Source organism: Vallitalea sediminicola (assembly GCF_054408565.1).
On sequence record NZ_BTPT01000044.1, the window covers coordinates 1 to 23,640 of the forward strand.

Consider the following 23,640-nt stretch of genomic DNA (forward strand, 5'->3'; position numbering starts at 1 on the left):
ATTATCATAAATCAATCATAAAATATTTTAAATTTATATATATATTGCTTGACTTATATAAAACTAAGTGTTAATCTATTGAATGATAGATATCTTTAATTTAGTCCAAGAGAGGCTAGGAAGGTAACGTATAACATGATTATTAGGTGTATCATACTAACCTAATATCATATTAGCATGAACATAACCTTCCAATACGGAAGTTTTTTTTATGTCTAAATAAATATTTTTAATTATAGACGCTTCCTATCAAATACCTATAAATTATAACCTTTAATCTAGTACCGTGATGCTAAAAAGGAGGAAATACCATGTTAAAAGGAAAACATTTAATACAACCTGATGATTTTACTGTTCAGGAATTAGAAGAAATATTTACATTAGCAGATGATATTATTAAAGCTCCCAATAAATACTTAGACGTTTGCAAAGGCAAACTATTAGCTACTCTATTCTATGAACCATCTACACGAACAAGATTCAGTTTCGAAGCAGCTATGTTAAGATTAGGAGGCGGGGTATTTGGATTCTCCGAAGCTTCATCATCATCTGTTTCCAAAGGTGAAAGTATTGCAGATACAATTAGAGTGGTAGGTTGCTATGCTGATATCGCTGTAATGAGACATCCAAAAGAAGGTGCTCCAAAACTTGCATCCAAATATTCTGACATTCCTGTAATTAACGCAGGTGACGGAGGACATCAACATCCTACTCAAACATTGACTGATTTGCTTACAATCCGTTCATACAAAAAAAGTTTTTCAAATAATGTTATTGGTTTATGCGGAGACTTAAAATTTGGAAGAACAGTTCATTCATTAGTTAAAGCCCTTAGTCGATATGAAAATATTAAATTTGTCTTTATAGCTCCACCAGAACTTGAAATTCCATCTTATATTACTGAAGAATTGACTAATCATGAATTTTACCAAACATCTAATCTAGAAGAAGCTATCCCTGAACTTGATATACTATATATGACTCGTATCCAAAAAGAAAGATTTTTTAACGAAGAAGAATATCTCAGACTAAAAGGTTATTATCTATTAGATAATGATAAATTAATAAATGCTAAGAAAGATATGATTATTCTACATCCATTACCAAGAGTAGATGAAATAAGCACAGAAATAGATTCTGATCCAAGAGCAGTTTATTTTAACCAAGCTAAGTATGGTATGTATGTTAGAATGGCACTAATATTAAAACTTCTAGGAGGAGATATTAATGTTAAAAATTAATGGAATCAGAAAAGGGATTGTTATAGATCATATAAAAGCTGGACTGGGCTATAAAATATTTAAAGAACTAAAATTAGATGAAGCAGATTGTACTACAGCTCTTATCAAAAATGCACCCTCCAATAAACTTGGAAAAAAAGATTTAATAAAAATAGATAATGTAATTGATCTTGATCTTAATGTTCTTGGTCTAATTGACCCAGGTCTTACAATTACAATTATTGATGGTGAAAAAATAGTTGATAAGATTAAATTATCTATCCCTAAAAAAGTTGTTGGTATCCTAAAATGTAATAATCCTAGGTGTGTAACCACAATTGAAAAGACTGAAGATATTACATTTACTCTAGTGGATGCAGAAAAAAAAGAGTATAGTTGCGAATATTGTGATACGAGAACTTCTCTATAGAATAATATAACAAAGATAATATAAATAATGGCTGTCTTAATATATTTATCAAACTTACATAAAAATATATTAAGACAGCCTATTATAGTTAAAACTAATCAGTCTTATCTTATTCTATCATATACAATAACCCCGTCAACCATTGTTAAATCAACATTCATATCTTTTATATTATCACCATCTACTGCAAATATATCATTATCAAGAACTACTAAATCCGCTAACATACCTTCTTTAATAATTCCTTTTATGTCTTCATCAAAAGAAGCATATGCTCCTTCTTTAGTAAAAGCACTGATAGCTTGCTTTATAGTTACCTTTTGCTCTGGCAACCATCCTTCCATTAGATGACCGTCCAATGTTTTTCTTGTTACAGCACAATATATTCCATGCAATACATTAAAAGGCTCTACGGGACAATCGGAACCATATGGCGTATGTACCCCCATGTCAATCAATGTTTTAAAATTATAGCTATCTTTTGCTCTTTCTTTGCCTATTCTTTTTTCTACTATAGATATATCACCATCTAAAAAAATAGGTTGAATATACGCAACTGCATTGATTTCTTTAAATTCATTGAGTAATTGTTTTGTAGTAATCTGACTATGTACAATACCATGACGATGGTCTTTTCTTGGATACTCCTTAATGGCTTTTTTTATACTCTTAAAAGCCATATCCATTATCTTATCGCCAATACAATGAATCGCTATCTGCATGTTATTTCTATGAGCACATAAAACTAACTGGTCTAATTGAGCTTGTGTCAATTTACCTATACCACAAGTACTACTATCGTCTTCGTAAGGTTTTGATAAATAAGCTGTCCTAGCTCCAAGAGAACCATCTGCAAGTATTTTCAATGGACCTATTTTGAAAAAATCATCACCGTCACCTGTTCTATATCCTTTATTCAAGAATTCTTGAAAAGTTTCAATATCTCCCAATAAACATTGTTCATATATCCTGACAGGTAGTTTTCCATCATCTCTCAGTTCTTCATATGCTCTTATTATCTTTTCGTAATCTTTATCTGAGAAATTATCTAAATCATCTGTTTGTATTGATGTTATTCCTTCACTTAGTGCTAATTCACAAGCACCTATAATCATCTCTTTTATTTCATCAATAGTTGGTGAAGACATATTTTCATATACTATATTCATAGCATTTTCTCTGAAAATACCTGTAGGTTCATTATTATCGTCTACATCAAAATGTCCTCCAGCTACTTGTTCAGTATCTCCGGTTATATCCAACATTTCAAGAGCATATGAATTAATGACTAAAACATGTCCACAGGCTCTTATAAAACAAATAGGTTTATCCACACTTATTTCATCCAAATCATATCTATCAAGCATTCTTGGTTTATCAAAATTGTTCTGATTCCAGCCTCTTCCTTTAATCCAACTAGTACCTGTAGTATCTTTGCTAATAATTTCTTTTGACCTATTAATGATTTCTTCAACAGAATTAAGTCCTGCTAATCTAATCATACTATTAGTATAAGCAAAATTGATTAAATGCATATGACTGTCATTAAATCCTGGTAAAAGAGACCTTCCTTGTAAATCTATCAATAAGGAATTATCTTTTATATGTTCTAATATCTGTGCATCAGTACCCACTTTGCATATTTTATTGTCTTTTATGCATACCCCTGTAGCATAAGGTTTGTCCTTATCCATTGTAATCACTTTACCATTATACAAAATAATGTCCATATTTATCTCCCCCATTTAAATTATACTACTAAAATTATAAAATATTAGTTCAATACATTGTATTTAATAATATTTTATTCTTAATAATAAGTATAATTGTTTTTAGATAAAATTAAAAGCGATGCCAACGTTTTTTTAACATATGTGCTGCTGCTTTGGGCTGTCTTTGTCTTGTAAATATACCCTTCCTATTTCCCATTATTCTTGTAGTTCCCTGTTTTGTACTAAAATCAGCAAAATTCCATATATGTTCTCCAATAACATAATCTAATTTATCAAAAACTCTATGAAAACATTTTAACATCTCACATTGATACTCTTCTGTAAACATCTCTGGAGGGTCTGAATGGAATCCTTCAATAGTATCAGCCCCATATTCTGTGATAATAATAGGCAAGTTATATTTTTCATTCCAAGCAGTTAATTCGTTTTGCAACTGATATTCAATTAAATCTAATTGTCCACAATCTTCATACCATGAGTAATATTTATTTAAACAAATTATATCGAATAATCCTGCCACTTTACATGTTTTTTCACCATATGGGAATGCATAATTTACCATGGTTATGGGTCTTGTACCATCTAATTGCCTTGTTTTCTTCGCTACTTTAGTAAAATATTCTACAGCACCATCTTCCCATGAAGATGGTTCATTGGCTACACTCCACATAATAACTGATGGATGATTTTTATCTCTTACTATTAATTCTTCCATAACGTTTAAATGATGATCTAAAGTAACATCATTAACTCTTTCATCCACAAAAACCTTTCGACTTTCATTGAAAAAAGTCATACCTACTGCTGGTGATTCATCGATGACTACAATTCCTAATTCATCCGCTAATTGTAATACTTCCTCAGCATATGGATAATGAGATGTTCTAAATGAATTAGCACCTATCCAATTCATCAAATTGAAGTCCTTAATAATTATGGAATGGTCCATCCCTTTCCCTTTGATATCCATATCTTCATGCTTACCAAATCCTTTAAAATAAAAAGGTTCGTTATTTATTAGAAATTTTCCATCACTTATGCAGACTGTACGAATTCCAACCTTCAAGGAATATTCATCTTCTATTTCATCATTATCCATAATGTGTATGACCATCTTATAAAGATATCCATGTCCAGGTTTCCACAGATTAGGATTAGTAATTACAATCCTACCCTTTTCCCCCATATTGGAACCTATTAATTTATTGCATTCATCATAAATAGAAACTTTAATCTGTCCTGAATTATTATTACTAGTAATTTTATAGTTTATTATTCCATTATCATCCTTGACATCTGAATCTACTTCTACTTCTTCTATAAACCTACTAGGTGTTGTATATAGCTTAATTGGTCTATGTAAACCAGCATAATTATAAAAATCATGGAAATACTTCTGCATCCTATATCCTTTAGGATATTTTAATGACTCTTCCATTTCAACGACTTCTCCTGGTGGAAGAGTTGTCCAATCCAATATATTATTGACACAAATAGTAATTCTAGCTTCTCTACCATATTCTATACCTTCATTTAATTCTGCTTCAAATGGCAGATAGCCTCCCTTATGTTCAGCCACCTTTTTACCATTAACCCATACAATACCATAATGAGTTGCGCTTCCAATTCTTAATACTATTCTTTGATTTTGCCAAGTCTTTGGTATAACAACTTTTTTTTCATACCAAACATCTCCAATATGGTCTTTGATTTCACTATCTTGAGTAATATCATTATAACTAGCTGGTACTGGCATAAAAATAGTTTCTTGCAAATCATTCAAATACCATTTTTCTTTTCTTCCTATATTATCTTTATCTAATCTGAAATTCCAAATACCTGATATATCTTTAACTTCTCTTGAATAACTTTCTACAGGATAAAGCATGATGTCCTCCTTTAGCTAACTTTTATAAGTACAAAAATCAAATTCTATATTCTTTACCATTACATTATTATCAAATAAAATATCATATCCATTATTTAATCTATGACTAAATACAATATTTTCTTTATATATTTGAACTTTAGCTTTTTTCCATCTATTACTTCCATCTTTCTTCACTTCAGCTATCACTGAATAATCTTGATATTCTTTATTTCGATTAGTATCACCATATATTCTAAATGTGTTTTTATCATCATCAAAATATTTAAAAACCAAATACCCTCTATAATAATTATTGCGTAATTGTTCAGCTATGTTATCTTCAATTCTTATATATAAACCTTTTTCATCAGTAGTAGTTTGAATGTCTTCATTAGGACATTTCAATTGGATATTATTGCACTTTAATTGTTTCTGCATATCCTCTAGAAGTGGTATTAACCCTTCCATCTTAAGTCTTGCATTCAAATATCCTTCTTGAGAAATCATCATTCCTATTTCATCCAATATATACTCAAAACCATTCATATCCAATCCTACTTTACTTAGAAAATCTACTTGTTTCCTAAGATGAAAAAGTTGTATAGGTAAACCAATACCCTTATTATTATTATCAATACCTTTAAATTGCGAAGCATATTTTTCAGTAGTTATCAATTCTCTATATCCATCGATGATTGTTGGCTCTATTTGATGCTTTTCTGTATAATCATTCCACGATACGATATATACAATATCGATTTCATCTTTATGTACCACATTATACTTCCACATTTCTTCATATGTCTTACCATGTTCTCTATGTATATGTGATAAATCATGCTTATCCCATGAAGCACACGCTCTATTATCCATACCTGGTGCTACACTGCTTATTTTAATTTCAAAGGAGTTTTCTAACTCATTTTGCTTAGTAATTAATGTATCCAAATAATCTACTGTATCTTCTACTGTAGCATATCTATCCCACTTATCATATTTTGTTTTTTCACCTTTTCTAACTCTAGTAGGCATCCATCCAAAAACACCTTGCATAATGTCTAACCATTCAGTATGTGTCAATTCATAATTAATCTTATTAGAATTTTCATCAATATCACCGTTTATTGGTGCTCTTGTAAAAAACCAAGGATTGCTTAAACCATTCGGAATTCTATAATTTTCGCTTAATATATCTTTAAATTCGTCAACGGTAGGACCTCCACCAAACATAAATATCAATGGATGTCCATTAAATGTTACACCTGTTTTTTGATTGAACACATTCTCAAGTAAATATTGAAGTGATTTTTTAAATAAATCAACTTTATCTTGTCTACTATTTATTGGGTAAAACTCTTCTATCCAATCATAGAAATGCCATGCATCACACCAATTGATACCTACTTCAAAACTATATTTTTCTGCAATTTCCATTATATTGAATAACTCTTTATTGCTTCTATGTTCTTTAAATCCCCACTCAACAAAAAAACCATCAATATGTGCTGTTTTAGCAAGTAGAATCTGATATTCAATATAATGAGGATCATTTTGAGACTGCATACCTACCATGGGATAACACATAGCAGCTATATCATTTAATCCATTTTGTAATATTAAATCTCCATTATAATTAACTGTCCTATCTTTTACTTTACTTTTCTTAGCGCATCCTGCAAATTTCCAATGTCCTAATTCTCCATCAATGACTCTAGTACATCTAGGTCCATGATAGTCTGCATATACCTTATTCATAATCATCCAACTCCTTTAATTTTGCCATTTTTCATTTCATGAATTGTTCAAATTCAAATGTGATATTTCTAACTTTTCCATTTCCTTTAAAAACAAGATCCGAGTCATTTTCTGCACTATGATTAAGTTTGATATTATCTTTATATAATCTTACTTTAGCTTGTTTCCATTCACCTGTTCCTGTTTTAGATATACTACATACATATGTAAAATTCCCAAAATCTCCTATTTTATCAGTATCTGAAAACACTTTTATGCTTTTCTTATCATCATCAAGATACTCAAATTTTAAATAGCCTTCATAATAATCTTCTATCAATTTACTACAAATTTCATCACTAAAAGTTATAAAAGCCCCATTACTTATATCATAATCTTCTTTAATTGCTTTATCATCTACTATTACACTGTCTTTATCCATTTTATCGTTGCTTACATCATTAATTGATTGTGATCGAATGATTTTTTCATTATCTTGTATTTGTTCTTTATAAGCAAAAAGTTTAATTTCTTTGATTCTTACTCCTCTACCTTTTATTTCATTAGAGTAAAATCTTATTTTTCTTGCTTTGATAGGTATTTCAAATTCAAATTCCATATCCTTTTCTTTGTTTTCTGTAAAAGATGTACTATTAATGGTTTTCCATAATTTTTCTTTATCTTCTTCAGTCATACAACCTTGTTCAACTATACAATCATCTTCATTCATATATTGAAGTTCAAAATTCCTAACAGCCCAACCTGTCTCATCACCCATATGCAATTCGGCTTTTATGATTTCATATTCCTTCTCTAAATCAATGATTAACCAATGTTCATCAATACTTCCTGGTGTTCGCCACCTTGAATCTAAAGAAATAATTCCATCAACAGCCCTTTCAGGTCCATAATTACCAAAAACAGCATTGGCTTTTACTGGTTTATTTAATGCAATATTTTCTATAGGTAAATAAATTGCTACAATATCTGACTCAGTCTTTGCCCCATCATTATCATAAGCAACTGCCCTAAAATGATGATGTTTGCCAGCTATATTAAAAATTTTATAAGTATAAGTATTAGCCTCTTTTCCCATTTCACCTAAATTAACATCTTCATCCAATAAATCAATCTTTACAATATCGCCATCTATATCCTCTGCTTCTACAGTTATAATTACATCTTGACCACATTCGTATTCTTCATTGTTTTGAGGACTAATGATCTTAACAGTTGGAATCTCATTGGAAAACAATTTCATTTCTCTTATCTTAATAGACATATCATCCTCTACCAAAACTCTAACATGATTTGTAGTAATTGATGTTTCAAAATTGATGTTAAGATTAGCTATGGTATTATTTTTTATTACAGCACTTGGTATATCTATCCAATTACCATTTTCTAAATATTGTACCTTGAAAGTTTTTAATATGCTATTGTCATTGATACCTGTAGCAATAAACATATTTGTTATATTAAAAGTATTACCTAAATTCATATCAAGCCATATTGGTTCTGTTGAAACAGTGCTCTCCCACGCACAATTACCTGACGTAACACCATCTACAATGAATTCAAGATTTTCATTATTACCATTAGTTGTTATTTCTTTGTTAAACGCAACATTCTTAGCAGAAGATGTAATAATATTCACTTCTGTGGATGGTACTTGTAAACTAATTTTTTTATTTTTCACTTGTGCTTCTAGTGTATTTATATTATATTCCATATCCTGCAATATAGTTTCAGCATCATTATATTCTTGGAGACTGATTTTTAATGCAACATCATCAATTTGATTTTTTACAGAATCTATATCAAATCCAATTCGTTCTAATTTACTTACTCTTTTTCTTAATTTGAATACTCTTTCAGGCAAATAAATTCCTGTAGTATTTGAAGATATTTGTTTTAATAGAGAAGTATATTTCTCAGTGGTTATTAATTCTCTATATCCATCTTCTTGTGTTGGTTCTATCTGATGGCCTTCTGTATAATCGTTCCATGAAGCAATATATACAGTGTCGATATAATCTCTGTTATCTAGATTGTACTTCCACATTTCTTCATAAACTTTACCATTAGCTCTATCTATCATTTTTAAATTTGTTCCCCAACCTGCACATGCTCTATTGTCCATTGCAGGTGTCACAACACTATTTCTCAATTCAATCTTTTGATAGTTATCTAAAAATACTTGTTTCAAAGTCTTCAAGTACTCTATAGTATCTTCTGTAGTAGCATAAAAATCAAAATCATTGAAATCTGCATTGTTAGCATCTCTTATTCTATTTGGAATCCATCCAAAAGGTCCATTCAATACATTACTCCACTCTGAACCATTATAATTATAGTTGTACTTTACATTATCCCCTTCTAGTAGTCCTGACATTGATGTTCTTCTAAAATACCAGGGTTGTAGAATACCTTCTGGTGTTGTAGTAGACTCGATTAATTCATTAAATTGATCTGCGTTAAATCCACCTCCAAACAAATAAATAACAGGATGTTGTTCAAATAATGCACCTGTAGGAGTATTATAGACTTCATCTAATAAATATTGTAAGCTATCTTTTGCTGCTTCTACTTTATCTTCATCTGTCTTAATATCTGGTCTAACACTTTTGATCCAATCTTTCATATGCCATGCATCACACCAATTAACGCCTACTTCAAAATCATATTTTTCTGCAATTTCTTGCATAATCTTTAATTGCTTATCTGAGCCATGACCTGGGAATCCCCACTCCACAAAAAAGCCATCTATATGCGCCATTTTAGCTAATAAAACTTGATATTCTATATAGTCTTTATCTAGTTGCGACTGCATCCCTACAATTGGGTAAGCGGTTGCAGCTATCTGATTTTTTCCATTCTCATCAATCAAATCTCCGTTATATGCAAAAAAATGCTTATCAGTGTTACTTTTTTTAGCATCTCCAACAAATTTCCAATTACCTAAATTCCCATCATGCTCTCTAGTATATCTTGGTCCATGATAGTCAGCATATACTTTTTTATTCGTATAAAGAGTTTTCCTATCCTCTTCTTCTGATTCGTTTTTTAGAATTTGTAATTCACGAATTCTTACCCCTCTACTACCATCTGTTGAAAAAAATCTTACTTTATCTGTTGTTACTTCAAATTCAAAACTTCTAAAAGCATCTTTATTATTCACAGCTCTAGTCTCGTTTATATCCACCCATTCATCTTTATTCCAGTATTGAATAACAAAGTTATGGACAGCCCATGAAGTATCATCTTTTCCAGTATACACATTGGCTTTAACAATATCATATACTTTGCCCAAGTCTATTTCTATCCAATATTCTTGACTTTTATTAGTTGACAACCACCTTGAATTATCAGCAATAATACCATCTACCGCATTTGATGAAGGTCCATTGGATAAAGCTTCACTTGCTATTGTATCTTTCTTATAGGCTATATTATTAGGACAATTTGGATCAACTTCATTTTGTTCCTGTATTGCATAAATTTCTAAATTACTAACTGATACTATTCCAATAGTTAAAACAACGAATACCAAATAGATAATAGATTTCTTGAACTTATTCATAACAACTACCTCCATTTTTATATAACTTAGACTTATAATAAAATCTCCAATATGACTTGAATCAGCATATGATAGTAGCTAATCCAAGTCATATATTATAGAGATCAAAACTTATTTTATACTATTAACTTTTTCTTTATATCTCTCATAAGCTGCTGCATATAATTCCTCTAATCGTGCACTACCATTTTTTTCTAAGAAATTAATAAAACTATCATATTCTGACATTGGAGTTTCACCTGTAATGAATTTCAATGCACCTTCTTCTACATAAGTTAATAAGTTAGTTTCTATTTCTGCTTTTTCTTCTAGTTCTTCTTCTGTAAAAGTTAAATTAATTCTACTATTATTTTCAAATAATTCTACTTGTTCTTTGTATTGTTCTTTTACATCTGTATATCCATCAATAAATTCTTCAAAGGCATCATCTTTTTCTATTCTCATTAAGCGATTATGATTTAACCCCAAATCATTTTCAGCATCAATAGTTCCTTCTGGATTATAAGGAGCTTTTATATTAGCTGCATATTTTTTCTTATCATTTTCTACTATATAATTTTCCCCTTCTTCACCCCATTGAAGCAATGTAGATGCATCTTCAGCATACATATAATCAATCATTTCTAAAATTCTGTCTAGTTTTTTAGTATTAGCCCCTACTCCGATTGAAGTCCACATACCAACTCTTTCAGATATATTCAATCTTGGTGTACTATAATATTCTGTTGTTAAAGGCATCATTAATGATAATTGGAAATCATTATTATCAGGGTGTAGTTTTTTAAATGCTTCTGTTTCTGTTCTTGCTCTAGATGCATAATCTATAGTAAATACTCCAGTTTCATCTAATAGTTTTTCTTCCCATTGTTGTCTTGAAGCAGTGAAAAATTCTTGATCCATTAACCCATCATTCCAGAATCCACTGAAGTCTTCAACTAATTCTTTGAATCCATCATTCAATGGTCCATATACCCATTTGTCTTTAGTTTCATCATAAAATGTATTTTGATTTGTATTATAATGAACACCATAAGCCCATAAGAATTGCATTTTATTTCTATTTACCATACCAACCATGTCTGGATGTTTTTCTTTAATAGCTTTTAATACATTATGTAATTCATCAAAGTTTTTAGGCATCTCCATGTTCACTTCTTGTACTAAATCTTTCCTAATCATAGGAACACTCTTGAACTGTATTTTTTCAGAAAATCTTGGTAGATTATAAATATGTCCATCACTAGCTATTAATGAAGCATAGATATTTGGATCTTCTTTAATTTTTTTAACTACGTTCGGCATTTTATCAAAATATTCGTCAAAGGCAATTAATGCACCTTTAGGACCAACTTCTTTTGCTTTATCGCTGTTAATTGGAGATATTATATCTGGAAGCTCATTTGAAGCTATTAATAGATCAAGTTTTTCCATATGAGCGTCTTTAGTATTACAGTTAAATTTAATATTAATATTGAATTCATCTTTCATGATATCTCTAATAATAAAATCTTCTCCGCCGTTGTTTTTATTATTAAGTAACATAAATTCAATATCAATAGGTTTCTTATCATTTGTTGCTTGACCACTTGCATTATCCGTTTGTTTATTAGTAGCTTCACTTTCATTATCATTTTTCTTATTACCACAACCAGTAATCAACGAACCTACTAACGCAATTGTTAAAATCATTGTAATCATCTTTTTAGCTATTTTCATATTTAAAGCCTCCTGTAAAATTTTATAATTATAATTTAATAATTTTTTATATTATAAAGTTCTATATATATAGAACAGTTATAAACTTAACCTTTTAAAGAACCAATCATAACACCTTTTACAAAATATTTTTGAACAAATGGATAAACACATAGTATTGGAATCAACGCCACTATTATTGAAGCTCCAACTAGCATATCACTTGTTGGCGGTATCTGTCCCAATGCTTCCATTTCTTCCATACCTGCAAAATCTTGTTCAACAATCATATCTTTTAATATTACTTGTAGAGGATATTTGACTTTATCTTTCAAATAAATCATAGGGTAGAAATATGCATTCCAGTGTGCCACTGCATAAAATAAACCTATTGTTGCAAGAACTGGTTTTGATAATGGTAATACAATTCTACTATATATCTGTAAATCATTACCTCCATCTATTCTTACAGATTCAAAAATCTCTTCTGGTAATCCCTGCATATAAGTTCTAGTTATTATCATGTTATAAGTGTTAATGGCACCAGGTAATATTATAGCCCATAAACTATTATAAATTCCTATATTTTTAACTAATAAGAAATTAGGTATTAATCCACCACTAAAAAACATTGTAATGATTACTAATATAGTAATTGTGTTTTTAGCAATCAACTCTTTCCTGGACAAGCAAAAAGCAAAGGAACTTGTTAAAAAAACATTCAGTGTAGTTCCTATCAATGTATAAATAATTGTATTTTTATATGCAATCCAAAAATATTTATCTAAGAAAACCTGATGATAAGCTTGTAAATTAAATCCTTTTGGTATAATCGTTATTAAATTAGCTTGTACATACTCTGTTGAACTTAATGAAATTGCCAATACATAAAGTAATGGATATAGAGTAATAACTAATACTAAAACCATTAATACTGTATTCACAATGTCAAATGTTCTTGAACCAACGCTTTTATCTTTTATCATTTATTTACACTCCTTACCATAAACTTGTATCTGATACTTTTTTACTAATTTTATTTGTAATAACAATAAGCATCAATGCAACTAATGAATTCATTAACCCAACCGCTGTACCAAAGCTATAATTAGCCTTTAGAATTCCATATCTATAAACATACGTTGAAATAATATCAGCGGTTTCATAAATTTTGGGATTGTACATCAAAATAACTTTTTCAAATCCTACACTTAAAATCCTTCCTAATCTAAGAATCAGTAAGACAACAATTGTAGGTTTAATCCCTGGTAATGTAACATGCCACATGCATTTAAATCTACCTGCACCATCCATTCTTGCTGCTTCATAAAGTTGAGGATTTATACCAGCCATAGTTGCTAAATAAATGATAGATCCCCATCCAAATCCCTGCCATATACCAGAAGAAACATATAATGTTCTAAACCAGTTTTTTTCCATAAAAAAGTTTATCTGTTGACCACCTAGAAATTCAATAATATTATTTATAGCTCCTCCATTAGGAGAAAGCATTGTTTTTAATAATCCGACTACTATAACCACTGAGATAAAATGGGGTAAATAACTTATAGTCTGTACAGTACTTTTGAATTTTTTACTCTTAATTTCATTTAATAGTAATGCAAATATAATTGGAATAGGAAATCCAAAGATCAAATCATAAAAACTTAGTAAAAACGTATTTTTAACCAATCTCCAAAAATATGGACCAAAAACAAACTGTTCGAAATATTTTAATCCTACCCAAGGGCTCCCCCATATCCCTAATCTAAAATCATATTTTTTAAATGCTATTAAAACTCCATACATAGGTATATATCTAAAAATAATATAATATAGTAAACCTGGTAGTAGCAATAACAATAAATATTTTTGTTTCTTGATCTTTTTGAATGCAGTACATTTATTTTTATTACTTGCAATCAATATTAACAACTCCTTCACATGTTTTTATATTCCAAGCCTAGATGTCTTCTTGCACAAGTAAATGGCATATATAACATTATCAAAGAACTATACTTTTGGTAAAGAGTAGCATTATTAAAAACAGTGCATTTCTTTAAAAATATAGTGCATTATTTTAAATTACTATAATGCACTTTATTAAATACTTGTTTTTATGTATATTATTAGTAGATATTACCATGTCTTTTTATACATTTACACCAAAAGCAAACCCTTATCTATATTTCAGATAAGGGTTTGCTTTCTACTTTATTCAACCTATATTCATTTGGAGAAATTCCAACTTTTTTCTTAAACGTTCTGGCAAAATTATTATATGTACCAAACCCTACATGCTCTGATATATCTTTTATCTTTTTGTTAGTATTTGTAAGAAGATCTTTTGATTTATCAACTCTATACTCTACCAGATATTGAGAAAATGCAATACCTTGATACTTTTTAAATAACGTGGATATGTATGCTGTTGATAGATTTATTGATTCACTAATTAATTCTATTGAGAGATCACTTTTCCTGTAATTTTTTTCTATATAATTAATAACATATTCTCCCACATACATACTTTTATCTTCTTGGATTTGGTTATCTTTTATTAATGACTTGAAACAATCACAAAAATACTTTTTTCTTTCTTCTACTGAATGTATTTTATCAATATTTGTAGTAATCTTATCAATATCGCATTTATAATTGAATTTATTAGATATTCTCATATAAGCATTAATAATTTCCACCAATAAATTATGCATATAACTATTTGGGATACCTGCATTTTTATTAAAAATATCAATAATAATATTTTCTATGGCATCTCTATTTCCTAAATATATGTTCTCTACTAATTTTTGCTTAAAATCCAGCGGTATGTATATACTATTATTCGTAGCAATATCTACATTATAACTATATATACATGTTTCATTACTACTATTTCCATACTTAATAATATTGACTGCTTGTTCATAAGAATCGCTCATGTCATAAATAGTAGTAACAATATTTCCAATTCCTATCATCACATTTAAATCATATTCGCATTTTATATCATATAGATATTCAGTTATATGTTCATTATTTATGTTATTTTGATTTAAAATAGCAATACAAGTATGTTCATTTTCATTAATCACTTTCATGACACAATTTTTTATAAAATATTTTTTTATATGTATTATGTAGTCGTATAACGCATCACTGTCATTACAAATTATTTGCATAACAATAAATTGATCATATTTGAATGTATCCTTTAGTTTTCCTTCTATTTTACCATTTTTTATTGCTTGTAACATAATTCTATTCTCTTTATTTCGTTCACTTTCAATTTGAAGATGATTAACATTACTCATTATCTGAGCAAATTCATTTTTGTATTCTTTACTATTTTGTAAATCATCAAAGCTTTCAAGTATTTGAACAATAGGTTTATAATATAATCTACTTGCTATAAATGCTATTATCACTCCTAGAATAACAAGGAATAAAAGACTATATAACATAAATTTTTTAATATGTTCAATATTTTTCAAGATACTATTATAAGGTGTGACTGTTATATAATACCAATCTGTAAACTGTGATTTAGAGTATACTATCAATTTATTATCATAATTAAAATTAAATCCATTATTTTTATTGATTTCTTCTATATATTTTCTTTCTATTTTGTGAGTTACAGCATCTTTATCAGTACTTGAAATAATATTGCCCTCTTTATCAACAATATAAAGGATGCCATAATCACTTATAACTCCATCTTTAATAGAGGATATGATTTCTTCTTCATCAACCAAAGCTATAAATTTTTCTATATTATTTGAGTAATTCAAGCTTGTATAAAACATTAAAAAATTTCTAAAACTTTTAGTTTTATTATTTATAAACACTTTTTGTGTAGGAAGATACTTAAATCTAGAGTTTGACTCAATAACTTCATGAATAACCTCTTGTTCCATACCTTCAAACCGATAATACTCTTTAAACATATACTGTTTATTAATACTGCCTTCATTATACAAGATACTATCCCTGTTTTTACAATAGATCATGCACATATCTAATAGTGAATTATTATATGCTAATTTGTTCAATTCACTTATTAAATGATTTTTATCATAAATATTATCCATCTTCTTGAATCTGGACTTGTTCTCACTACTATGTAAGAAAGAAAATATTTCTTTACTGACATTGATGAATTTTTCATCTATCACTTTACCATAGTAATTAAGATAGTTTTTATTTATATCCATTTCCTTTGTTACCAATGTAGTTTTCAAATAGTTATAAGTAAAAATATTTATTATAGCTATAAATAAAATTATTATTATATAACTAATAAATAATTTTATAAATGTACTTTTCATTTTATAGATCTTAATATTTTTCAACAGTAAATTTAATTTTCTATTCATCTTTAGTATCCTTATGTTTCTAGTATGTCTTTAGCATTTCCATTATATATATCAATTAATTATATTAGTTCTTAATCTTACCAATAAAATCATTAGTTTTATCGACAAATTCATGCATTCTATTAACTAATAGATTATCGAAAACTTGACCTTTCTTTTTTTCCATAAAGAATAAAGAAACTGCTCCAAGTCCAACATGAGTACCTACAGCCACTCCCATTTGCATTATTAAAATCTCACCTGTAAAATCTGAATCTCTCTTTATTCTTTCCTTTAGATTCTCAGCATATTTAATATCAGATGTATAACCTATTATGATGAAATTACTATACCTTACATCTATTCTTTTATTTAATTCATTAGTTAAGAAAGATAGAACTTTCTTTCTTCCACGTTCTTTAGCAATTATTGAACCTTTTCCTTTTTTCATAGTCATTATTGGTTTAATTCTTAGAATTTTACCTATGAAAGCACTAGCATTGGTAAGCCTTCCACTTTTAATAAGATGATCCAAGTCATCTACTGTCAAAAAATGTTTTACCTGTTTTTTATGAGCTTCTATCCAACTAACTAATCTATCAAAATTTGCTCCTCTATCTCTATAAATAGCAGCTTTCATGATTAACCAACCGCTACCATGGCTCATACACTTAGAATCAATCACCTGTATTTTAACTTCTGATTTTTCATTTTCTTCATAAAAATACGTTTTTGCAAGTTCTGCTGATTGGTATGAACCACTAGTCCCACTAGACATACATATACATAATATCTCAGTGTCTCCTTCTTCAACTGCCTGATTAATGATTCTTAAGAAATCAGCTGGGTTAGGCATTGAAGTAGTAGGTTCATTTTCTAATTCTTCAATAATTCTATAGAATCTATCTGCTGATATATCTATTTTATCTCTAAATACTTTGCCATTGATATTTATAGTAAGTGGAGCTATTCCTATATTATATTTCTTAATAATATCTGGTGATAAATCACAAGTTGAATCCGAAATTATTTTAATCATGTTTTTTCCTCCTGATTGCCTTCTATAGTCAATTGTAAGTTGGTAGTAATTAAAAAATATGTAATATATGAATTCTCATATTTAGTATACTCCATTTCATATTAATTTAAAAGAATTGTTCTGGTACTTATTCAAATAAATGTAAAAAATAGACTCTATAAAATTAAATAGAATCTATTTCTCGCATTATAATATAATATCTTTTAGTTACTTTTTCCATATTGACTTTCCATGATTTTCTTAGTTAATAATTCTGCATATTCATGTTCTCTGATGATATGTTCAAGAATTGAAAAAAATAATTTCGGTAAGTTATTCTTAATATTAGCAGGTAACTGTTGAACATTAGTTTTAAACATATCTAACAGTCTAAGAAATTCTTTATTCACATTATCAAATTCTTTTAAGATAATACCAATGTTCATATTATTTAATTTAGAATAGATGGTAGAGAGTTTATAATTTATTTTATTAAATTCAATAGCAATCTTTTCAAATTCCTTAATTGTTTTTTTAGGCAATTGCTCCATTTCGTTAGGACTGATATTCATAATTATTGATGGATGTTCAGCACCTATAATACTCCAAAAATATATTTGTCCATATATACATTGTATTGGATTAGTACCAAGAGCCATCCTTCTAAAATTAGAGTTGATAATTACATTATCAGGCTGGACATCTTCAGTTGACATCAGCGGTAGAAAGATTTCCTTAACATACATCTGTTCATATAATATATGATATGTAACTTGATATAATATAGGAAAACCATTGAAACCTTCGAATTTTAACCTTTGTAATATTAAGATAAAATGATCATTTGCTATAAGAAATCTTTTTATCATAAAATAAACATTAGTATCTCTTTTTACATCCTCTAGCTCATCATAAATATTTTGAAATGATTTATAGAGCCTCTTTAAGTCATTGTTAAAACTTTCAAATAAAATTCCTTGGTTTGGTTTTGCAGAATTTAATAAAACATCAATGTGCTGGTATGAATTTTTTGCCCAGTATCTAATCGTTTCTATGGTAATAGCATTTACAAAAGAATAAATTCCACAATCAAACATATCCATAAGCATCTCTCCTACATAATATTAATATACCTTAATATTATTATAAGAGAGATAATTGTTTTTTGTTACATTAACCTTGGTAATTGTCACAGTAATATGTCATTGCTTCTTTCATGTAACTAGCTAAACCCTTTTTGGTTTTATCAATATTTTTAGTAAAGCGTTCATCCGCTACATATAATTGTCCAAGCCCTCTAAATATTTCTAAATTACAATCATAGTAATATGTTGTAATATGGGTTTTCCACTGACCAATTAATTGTTGTACATAAGAATCGCTAACATCTTTATCCATGTTGTCGGCTAGGTTACTATAGATTGTATTAGCTTCGTTCATTATTTCTTCCCATTTCTTTTTACTATATTTGCTTGTTTTTTTGTAGCTATCAACTGCTGTATCTCCATATTTTTCAATAGCTTCTTCTTTATATTTTTCATAATTTTCCATACTAAATAGATTCATCATTTTTTTGTCAAATCCTTTCTTTAAAGATGTGTCTATAGAACTTATAATATTATCAAGTCTTTTTTTCTTTTCCAGTAACAGTTTTTTATGCTGTTTTAGTGCTTCTTCTTTATTAAAACCGGGGTTACTTATTATTTCTTTTATTTTATCTAGTTTGAAATCAAGTTCTTTAAAGAATAGTATTTGGAACAATGTTTCTAGTTCATCGTCACTGTATATCCTATAACCTGAATCACTTATTGTCTTTGGTTTAAGTAAACCTATTTCGTCATAATAGTGAAGAGTTCTTACACTTATACCAGCAATTTTGCTTACTTCTTTTACGGTCATTATAATCACCTTTTATTTATATTAGTAATATCACTAAAATTAATTATATACTATTACGTTACGTTATAGTCAAGGGTATATTTGAAAAAGTTAAGAAAATTGCTGAACAGTAGTTTCTATTATGATTTTGAAGTTTTCTTAGGTTTTATTGTTAATAGAGCTATAATCATTCCAATAATCGCCATAACCATTATAGGTAAAAAGATATATTGATAGCTTCCAAACTGTGTTCTAATAAAACCAGCCAAAGGTGTTCCTATTACTGCACCTATGCCGTATGCAGTAAATAACACACCATAATTACGACTATAGTTTGCTTCACCAAAATACATGGCTATAGTTGTTGGTGCAATTGAAAGCCAGGCACCTAAATTCATCCAAAGCACTGATAGTGCTATTATATATATTAATATTGTGTAGTCTTTTGTCACATACATTAAACCCGCTGTAATAAAAATAAGTATGAATGAAGTCATAGCAGATACAAAGGGACTAAATCTATCTGTAATCCAACCAAAAAGCGGACGCCCAACTGCATTAAAAATTGCAAAAATGGATAAAAGAGAGGCTGTTGTATTAGAATTAATCTTGAACAACTCTTCGCCAATCTGACTTGAAATACCTATAATCATGAGACCAATAGAAGTACCAATAACAAAACATAGCCACAATCCTTGAAATTTAGTACTTTTAATTAATTCAAAAACACTACTTTCATGGGTAATATTGTTAACATTTTTCATTTCATCATTACCTTCTGTTACTTGAACAGGCTTTTCAAAATACAGTCCTATCAAAGGTATCACTATCAAGAAAAAAATCCCTATAACTTTGAAAGTACTATTAACGCCTATTTGATTAATTAAAGCCTTTGCTATTGGAGCTGTTATCAAAGGTGATAAACCAAATCCTCCAAGCAATAATCCTATAGCTACACCACGTTTTTTTGTAAAACAACTTGATATAACTTTTATTGGAGGTCCATAAGCAATGCCGACACCTGCGCCTGATATTGCACCGTATGAGATTATAATCATACTAAACGATACTGCAATACCTGATAAAAACCAACCTATACCTACCATAATACCACCTATTAAAATCATGATTTTAGGATTAATGCGGTCAATCAATTTACCAGTTATCACCATAGATGCTGTATATGCTAATAAAAATACTAAATATGGTAAACCACTCAAGGTAGCATCAATCTGATACTGCTCTTCTATTGGAGTTCTAAACACACTCCATGAATATACTGTTCCTAGACACATAAACATTATCATCCCTAGAATAACAAACATCCATCTTTTGAACTTATAATTATTTGTTGAACTACTTGTACTACTGTTTTTAAAGATATTCATATACCTACTCCTATCCTATTTCATTGATATTAGCACCCTTATCATATGCTTCTTCATCTAAACCAATTCCGTTCATCATATAATCAACTTTAAAGCAAGCCAATATCCACTACTTACAATCGTGAATATTGGCTTACTTATAACTGGTTAAATACCATTTAATTGTCTTCCAATGATCTAAATTCTGCTTTTAATTACCAAAAAACTTTGCTTCGATATTTTCATCAAATGTAACAACGATAATCTTTTCTCCTGTAATTGTACTTACATCTGAGTGAATACTAATAATATTTGAGTTAATCACTCCATTGATAACATTCCTAAATCTATCATTAGCCTTTTCAAAAAGACGTGAACGAATCTGTTTAATGAGTTCTATTCCATCATTAGTTTCTGCAAGTGATTCCTCAGCCAACGTCAAAAAACCCCATTGTCTTACAAAAATAACATCATCCATAATTTTTGCATTAATTCTTTCAGGACCTCTTCCCATATATTCAGCTTCAAATCGTGCAATTACCTCACATATTTTTGCTTCCTTCTGTCCCTTTGTCATAAATATTCTCCCATCAATTTCCACGCTATTGGCTTGGTTCAAGCTGGTTAATCCATCCGAAACCCTTCCTTTGCATTTTTCCATTAAGATAATACCATATTCATTAAATTATTGCAAGTTCTACATTTCACACTTGCAAACCCATCAAACATTTAATTATAGATACAAAAAACACCCCACAAAAGAGATAAATCAATCTTTTTATGAGGTGTTTTTCTATTAAATTATATTAGGGTTTATATGTAAAACAGTTGAGTAAATATAAATACCTATTCAACTGTAGCCATATCAAGTAATTCCAATTTCATTGTATCTGCGTCATTGGAATCTGTCAGTATGATCAAAAAGTCTCCAGCATATATTTTATATTCTCCATTGGGAATCAATTCTTTTTCTCCTCTTCTAATTCCAACTACCAGGCAATTAGAAGGCCATGTTATATTCTTAATCTTACTATGTTCAATCTCCGAACCAAACATTACTGGAATTTCAAGTATTACTTTTTTATCGCCTGCTTCTTTCATGTAATTACCTTTTTTGTTCTTCAATAATTTTTCTAACAATAAATCATATATTGCTCCTGAATTAATTACTCCAGTTACAACTTGTGCTACTAAACAGATTGTTATAAGTGGTAATAGATGATTAAAAGAACCTGTCATCTCTGTAACCAATATACTTCCTGTTATTGGCGCTTTTACAATTGCTGTAAAATACGCTGCCATAGCCAAAGTTATAAAATTGAGTATATACACTTCATCTATATTAAATACTGATACACATACTTGTCCATAAGTTTTTCCTATTAATGCTCCTAGGACAAGAACAGGTAGGAATATACCACCTGGTACACCAGAACCGTAGGATATAACTGTGAATAATAGTTTTAAGATAAATAAAACTATTAAAGCTTTAATCAGTACATTCTCATTGGTCAATCTAACAATTAATTCATGACCTCCACCTAATACACTTGGAATTGTGAATCCTAGAATACCTGATATTATAAGAGGTATCACTGGTTTACATATTGGTTTAATCTTTTTAGAACCATCTATATATTTAGAAGCTAATAATAGTAGATTATTAAATAATTTTCCAAGTACTGCTGCTATTATTCCTAAACCAACAATCATCAAATAGTATTTTAGAGGTAGAATCTCTAAGTTAGTAAAATCAAATATAGGCTTAAGCCCAAAGAAATTACTCGAAACAAAATCTGCTGTTATAGATGCCCCCATAGCACACATAAGTATAATTGGGGAAAAATTACGATGTAATTCTTCTAGTGCAAATATAACACCTGCAAGTGGTGCATTAAAAGCTGCTGCCAGTCCCGCACTTGCACCAGCAGTAACTAAATATTTTTCCTCTAAATGGAATCTCTTAAAAATACGGCTGAATCCAAGTCCAGCAGTAGCTCCCATTTGAACTGAGGGACCTTCTCTTCCTAATGAAAGTCCAAACCCAATAGACAGTATTCCACCAAAGAATTTTAGTACTAATTCTTTTAACCAACTGATACTAAGCTGTCTAACTAAGAAGCCTTTTATCTGAGGGATACCACTACCTTTTATCATTGGATATTTTTTTATTAACCAACCAAGTATGATTCCAACTATAATCAATAGTACAAACCATAGAATAATCATTCCAGTTTTACCAGACATAAATTCATAAGCTCTATCTCTAATCACATCTGCATGACTTAAGCATACTCTATATGCGACAATAATAAGTCCTGTCAAAAATCCTATGATTATTCCTTCTAGTATAACCTTTAAGTCTAGAGTATACCAATGATTCAATGTATCCGTAGTTTTATTACTGTTACTCACGTTAAGCACTCCTTAGGCTAATGAAATAGATTTGCACTCTTCTAGTATCGGCAATGTGGCATAACTGTCAATATAATCTTCTAGTCCTAATTTCTGCAACTTTTGATATATATCTTTATATGATTCCTTTTCCATTGTAATCAAACTTGTCAATTTATACTTATTCTCATATAATCCTGAAATAGAACCACCTATTATTGTATTCTTAAGTTTTTTATCTAATCCATCTTTTACTGTTAACCATAAAACACTATGTACTCCATTTTTTGTTGTTAATACACTCTCAAAAACATTCTTTTTGCTTTCGTCATTTATTGTACATAATACCAAATACAT

17 protein-coding genes are annotated in these 23,640 nt (G+C 29.0%); 2 read left to right on the forward strand and 15 right to left on the reverse strand.

Annotated elements, in window-relative coordinates:
* Positions 1 to 311 precede the first annotated feature (311 nt).
* Both pyrB and ACX6CF_RS17860 read left to right on the forward strand, forming a co-directional pair.
* Entirely contained in the window at positions 312 to 1,241 is a 930-nt protein-coding gene (pyrB, locus tag ACX6CF_RS17855; protein WP_458786722.1) for an aspartate carbamoyltransferase, read from the forward strand.
* Complete coding sequence (locus ACX6CF_RS17860) at positions 1,228 to 1,650, forward strand: aspartate carbamoyltransferase regulatory subunit (RefSeq protein WP_458786723.1); 423 nt, start codon at positions 1,228 to 1,230, stop codon at positions 1,648 to 1,650. The genes pyrB and ACX6CF_RS17860 overlap by 14 nt, the downstream gene beginning before the upstream one ends.
* Positions 1,651 to 1,754: 104 nt before the next feature.
* Here the strand turns inward: ACX6CF_RS17860 and ACX6CF_RS17865 are convergent, their stop codons facing one another.
* The 15 genes from ACX6CF_RS17865 to ACX6CF_RS17935 all read right to left on the reverse strand — a co-directional run bounded on the left by ACX6CF_RS17865 (position 1,755) and on the right by ACX6CF_RS17935 (position 23,640).
* On the reverse strand, positions 1,755 to 3,380 hold the full coding sequence (locus tag ACX6CF_RS17865) for an amidohydrolase (protein ID WP_458786724.1): 1,626 nt from the start codon (positions 3,378 to 3,380) through the stop codon (positions 1,755 to 1,757).
* Positions 3,381 to 3,492: 112 nt separating this feature from the next.
* On the reverse strand, positions 3,493 to 5,271 hold the full coding sequence (gene uidA / locus ACX6CF_RS17870; protein ID WP_458786725.1) for a beta-glucuronidase: 1,779 nt from the start codon (positions 5,269 to 5,271) through the stop codon (positions 3,493 to 3,495).
* Positions 5,272 to 5,286: 15 nt separating this feature from the next.
* Positions 5,287 to 7,008, reverse strand: a complete 1,722-nt coding sequence (locus ACX6CF_RS17875; RefSeq protein ID WP_458786726.1) for a glycoside hydrolase family 71/99 protein — start codon at positions 7,006 to 7,008, stop codon at positions 5,287 to 5,289.
* A gap of 31 nt (positions 7,009 to 7,039) precedes the next feature.
* Positions 7,040 to 10,570 (reverse strand): discoidin domain-containing protein, encoded by a 3,531-nt coding sequence (locus ACX6CF_RS17880; RefSeq protein ID WP_458786727.1) that lies wholly within the window; start codon positions 10,568 to 10,570, stop codon positions 7,040 to 7,042.
* A gap of 111 nt (positions 10,571 to 10,681) precedes the next feature.
* Entirely contained in the window at positions 10,682 to 12,286 is a 1,605-nt protein-coding gene (locus tag ACX6CF_RS17885) for an extracellular solute-binding protein (protein WP_458786728.1), read from the reverse strand.
* 86 nt (positions 12,287 to 12,372) lie between these two features.
* Positions 12,373 to 13,251: a carbohydrate ABC transporter permease gene (locus ACX6CF_RS17890; protein WP_458786729.1), complete on the reverse strand. Its 879-nt coding sequence runs from the start codon at positions 13,249 to 13,251 to the stop codon at positions 12,373 to 12,375.
* A gap of 13 nt (positions 13,252 to 13,264) precedes the next feature.
* On the reverse strand, positions 13,265 to 14,191 hold the full coding sequence (locus ACX6CF_RS17895; protein WP_458786730.1) for an ABC transporter permease: 927 nt from the start codon (positions 14,189 to 14,191) through the stop codon (positions 13,265 to 13,267).
* A 257-nt stretch (positions 14,192 to 14,448) separates the two neighbouring features.
* Positions 14,449 to 16,647 carry a helix-turn-helix domain-containing protein gene (locus ACX6CF_RS17900; protein ID WP_458786731.1) on the reverse strand — a complete coding sequence of 733 codons (2,199 nt, stop codon included), beginning with the start codon at positions 16,645 to 16,647 and terminating at the stop codon, positions 14,449 to 14,451.
* Between the two features lie 64 nt (positions 16,648 to 16,711).
* Complete coding sequence (locus ACX6CF_RS17905; protein ID WP_458786732.1) at positions 16,712 to 17,665, reverse strand: DegV family protein; 954 nt, start codon at positions 17,663 to 17,665, stop codon at positions 16,712 to 16,714.
* Between the two features lie 203 nt (positions 17,666 to 17,868).
* Complete coding sequence (locus ACX6CF_RS17910) at positions 17,869 to 18,747, reverse strand: hypothetical protein (protein ID WP_458786733.1); 879 nt, start codon at positions 18,745 to 18,747, stop codon at positions 17,869 to 17,871.
* A 70-nt stretch (positions 18,748 to 18,817) separates the two neighbouring features.
* Positions 18,818 to 19,543 (reverse strand): MerR family transcriptional regulator, encoded by a 726-nt coding sequence (locus ACX6CF_RS17915; protein ID WP_458786734.1) that lies wholly within the window; start codon positions 19,541 to 19,543, stop codon positions 18,818 to 18,820.
* Positions 19,544 to 19,662: 119 nt separating this feature from the next.
* Complete coding sequence (locus ACX6CF_RS17920; protein ID WP_458786735.1) at positions 19,663 to 20,910, reverse strand: L-lactate MFS transporter; 1,248 nt, start codon at positions 20,908 to 20,910, stop codon at positions 19,663 to 19,665.
* A 190-nt stretch (positions 20,911 to 21,100) separates the two neighbouring features.
* The gene (locus tag ACX6CF_RS17925) at positions 21,101 to 21,466 is read right to left on the reverse strand and encodes a Na-translocating system protein MpsC family protein (RefSeq protein WP_458786736.1); all 366 of its coding nucleotides are present in this window, start codon (positions 21,464 to 21,466) and stop codon (positions 21,101 to 21,103) included.
* 269 nt (positions 21,467 to 21,735) lie between these two features.
* The gene (locus ACX6CF_RS17930) at positions 21,736 to 23,304 is read right to left on the reverse strand and encodes a ClC family H(+)/Cl(-) exchange transporter (RefSeq protein WP_458786737.1); all 1,569 of its coding nucleotides are present in this window, start codon (positions 23,302 to 23,304) and stop codon (positions 21,736 to 21,738) included.
* A 12-nt stretch (positions 23,305 to 23,316) separates the two neighbouring features.
* A complete protein-coding gene (locus ACX6CF_RS17935) occupies positions 23,317 to 23,640 on the reverse strand; it encodes a hypothetical protein (RefSeq protein WP_458786738.1) in 324 nt (107 codons plus the stop codon).

Coding starts and splice junctions, on each gene's coding strand:
- ACX6CF_RS17925 (WP_458786736.1), bottom strand. CDS start 21,466: ATGACAAAGGGACAGAAGGAAGCAAAAATATGTGAGGTAATTGCACGA.
- ACX6CF_RS17865 (WP_458786724.1), bottom strand. CDS start 3,380: ATGGACATTATTTTGTATAATGGTAAAGTGATTACAATGGATAAGGAC.
- ACX6CF_RS17905 (WP_458786732.1), bottom strand. CDS start 17,665: ATGATTAAAATAATTTCGGATTCAACTTGTGATTTATCACCAGATATT.
- ACX6CF_RS17915 (WP_458786734.1), bottom strand. CDS start 19,543: ATGACCGTAAAAGAAGTAAGCAAAATTGCTGGTATAAGTGTAAGAACT.
- ACX6CF_RS17900 (WP_458786731.1), bottom strand. CDS start 16,647: ATGAATAGAAAATTAAATTTACTGTTGAAAAATATTAAGATCTATAAA.
- ACX6CF_RS17875 (WP_458786726.1), bottom strand. CDS start 7,008: ATGAATAAGGTATATGCAGACTATCATGGACCTAGATGTACTAGAGTC.
- ACX6CF_RS17885 (WP_458786728.1), bottom strand. CDS start 12,286: ATGAAAATAGCTAAAAAGATGATTACAATGATTTTAACAATTGCGTTA.
- ACX6CF_RS17890 (WP_458786729.1), bottom strand. CDS start 13,251: ATGATAAAAGATAAAAGCGTTGGTTCAAGAACATTTGACATTGTGAAT.
- ACX6CF_RS17880 (WP_458786727.1), bottom strand. CDS start 10,570: ATGAATAAGTTCAAGAAATCTATTATCTATTTGGTATTCGTTGTTTTA.
- ACX6CF_RS17920 (WP_458786735.1), bottom strand. CDS start 20,910: ATGAATATCTTTAAAAACAGTAGTACAAGTAGTTCAACAAATAATTAT.
- ACX6CF_RS17935 (WP_458786738.1), bottom strand. CDS start 23,640: ATGTATTTGGTATTATGTACAATAAATGACGAAAGCAAAAAGAATGTT.
- pyrB (WP_458786722.1), top strand. CDS start 312: ATGTTAAAAGGAAAACATTTAATACAACCTGATGATTTTACTGTTCAG.
- ACX6CF_RS17860 (WP_458786723.1), top strand. CDS start 1,228: ATGTTAAAAATTAATGGAATCAGAAAAGGGATTGTTATAGATCATATA.
- ACX6CF_RS17910 (WP_458786733.1), bottom strand. CDS start 18,747: ATGGATATGTTTGATTGTGGAATTTATTCTTTTGTAAATGCTATTACC.
- uidA (WP_458786725.1), bottom strand. CDS start 5,271: ATGCTTTATCCTGTAGAAAGTTATTCAAGAGAAGTTAAAGATATATCA.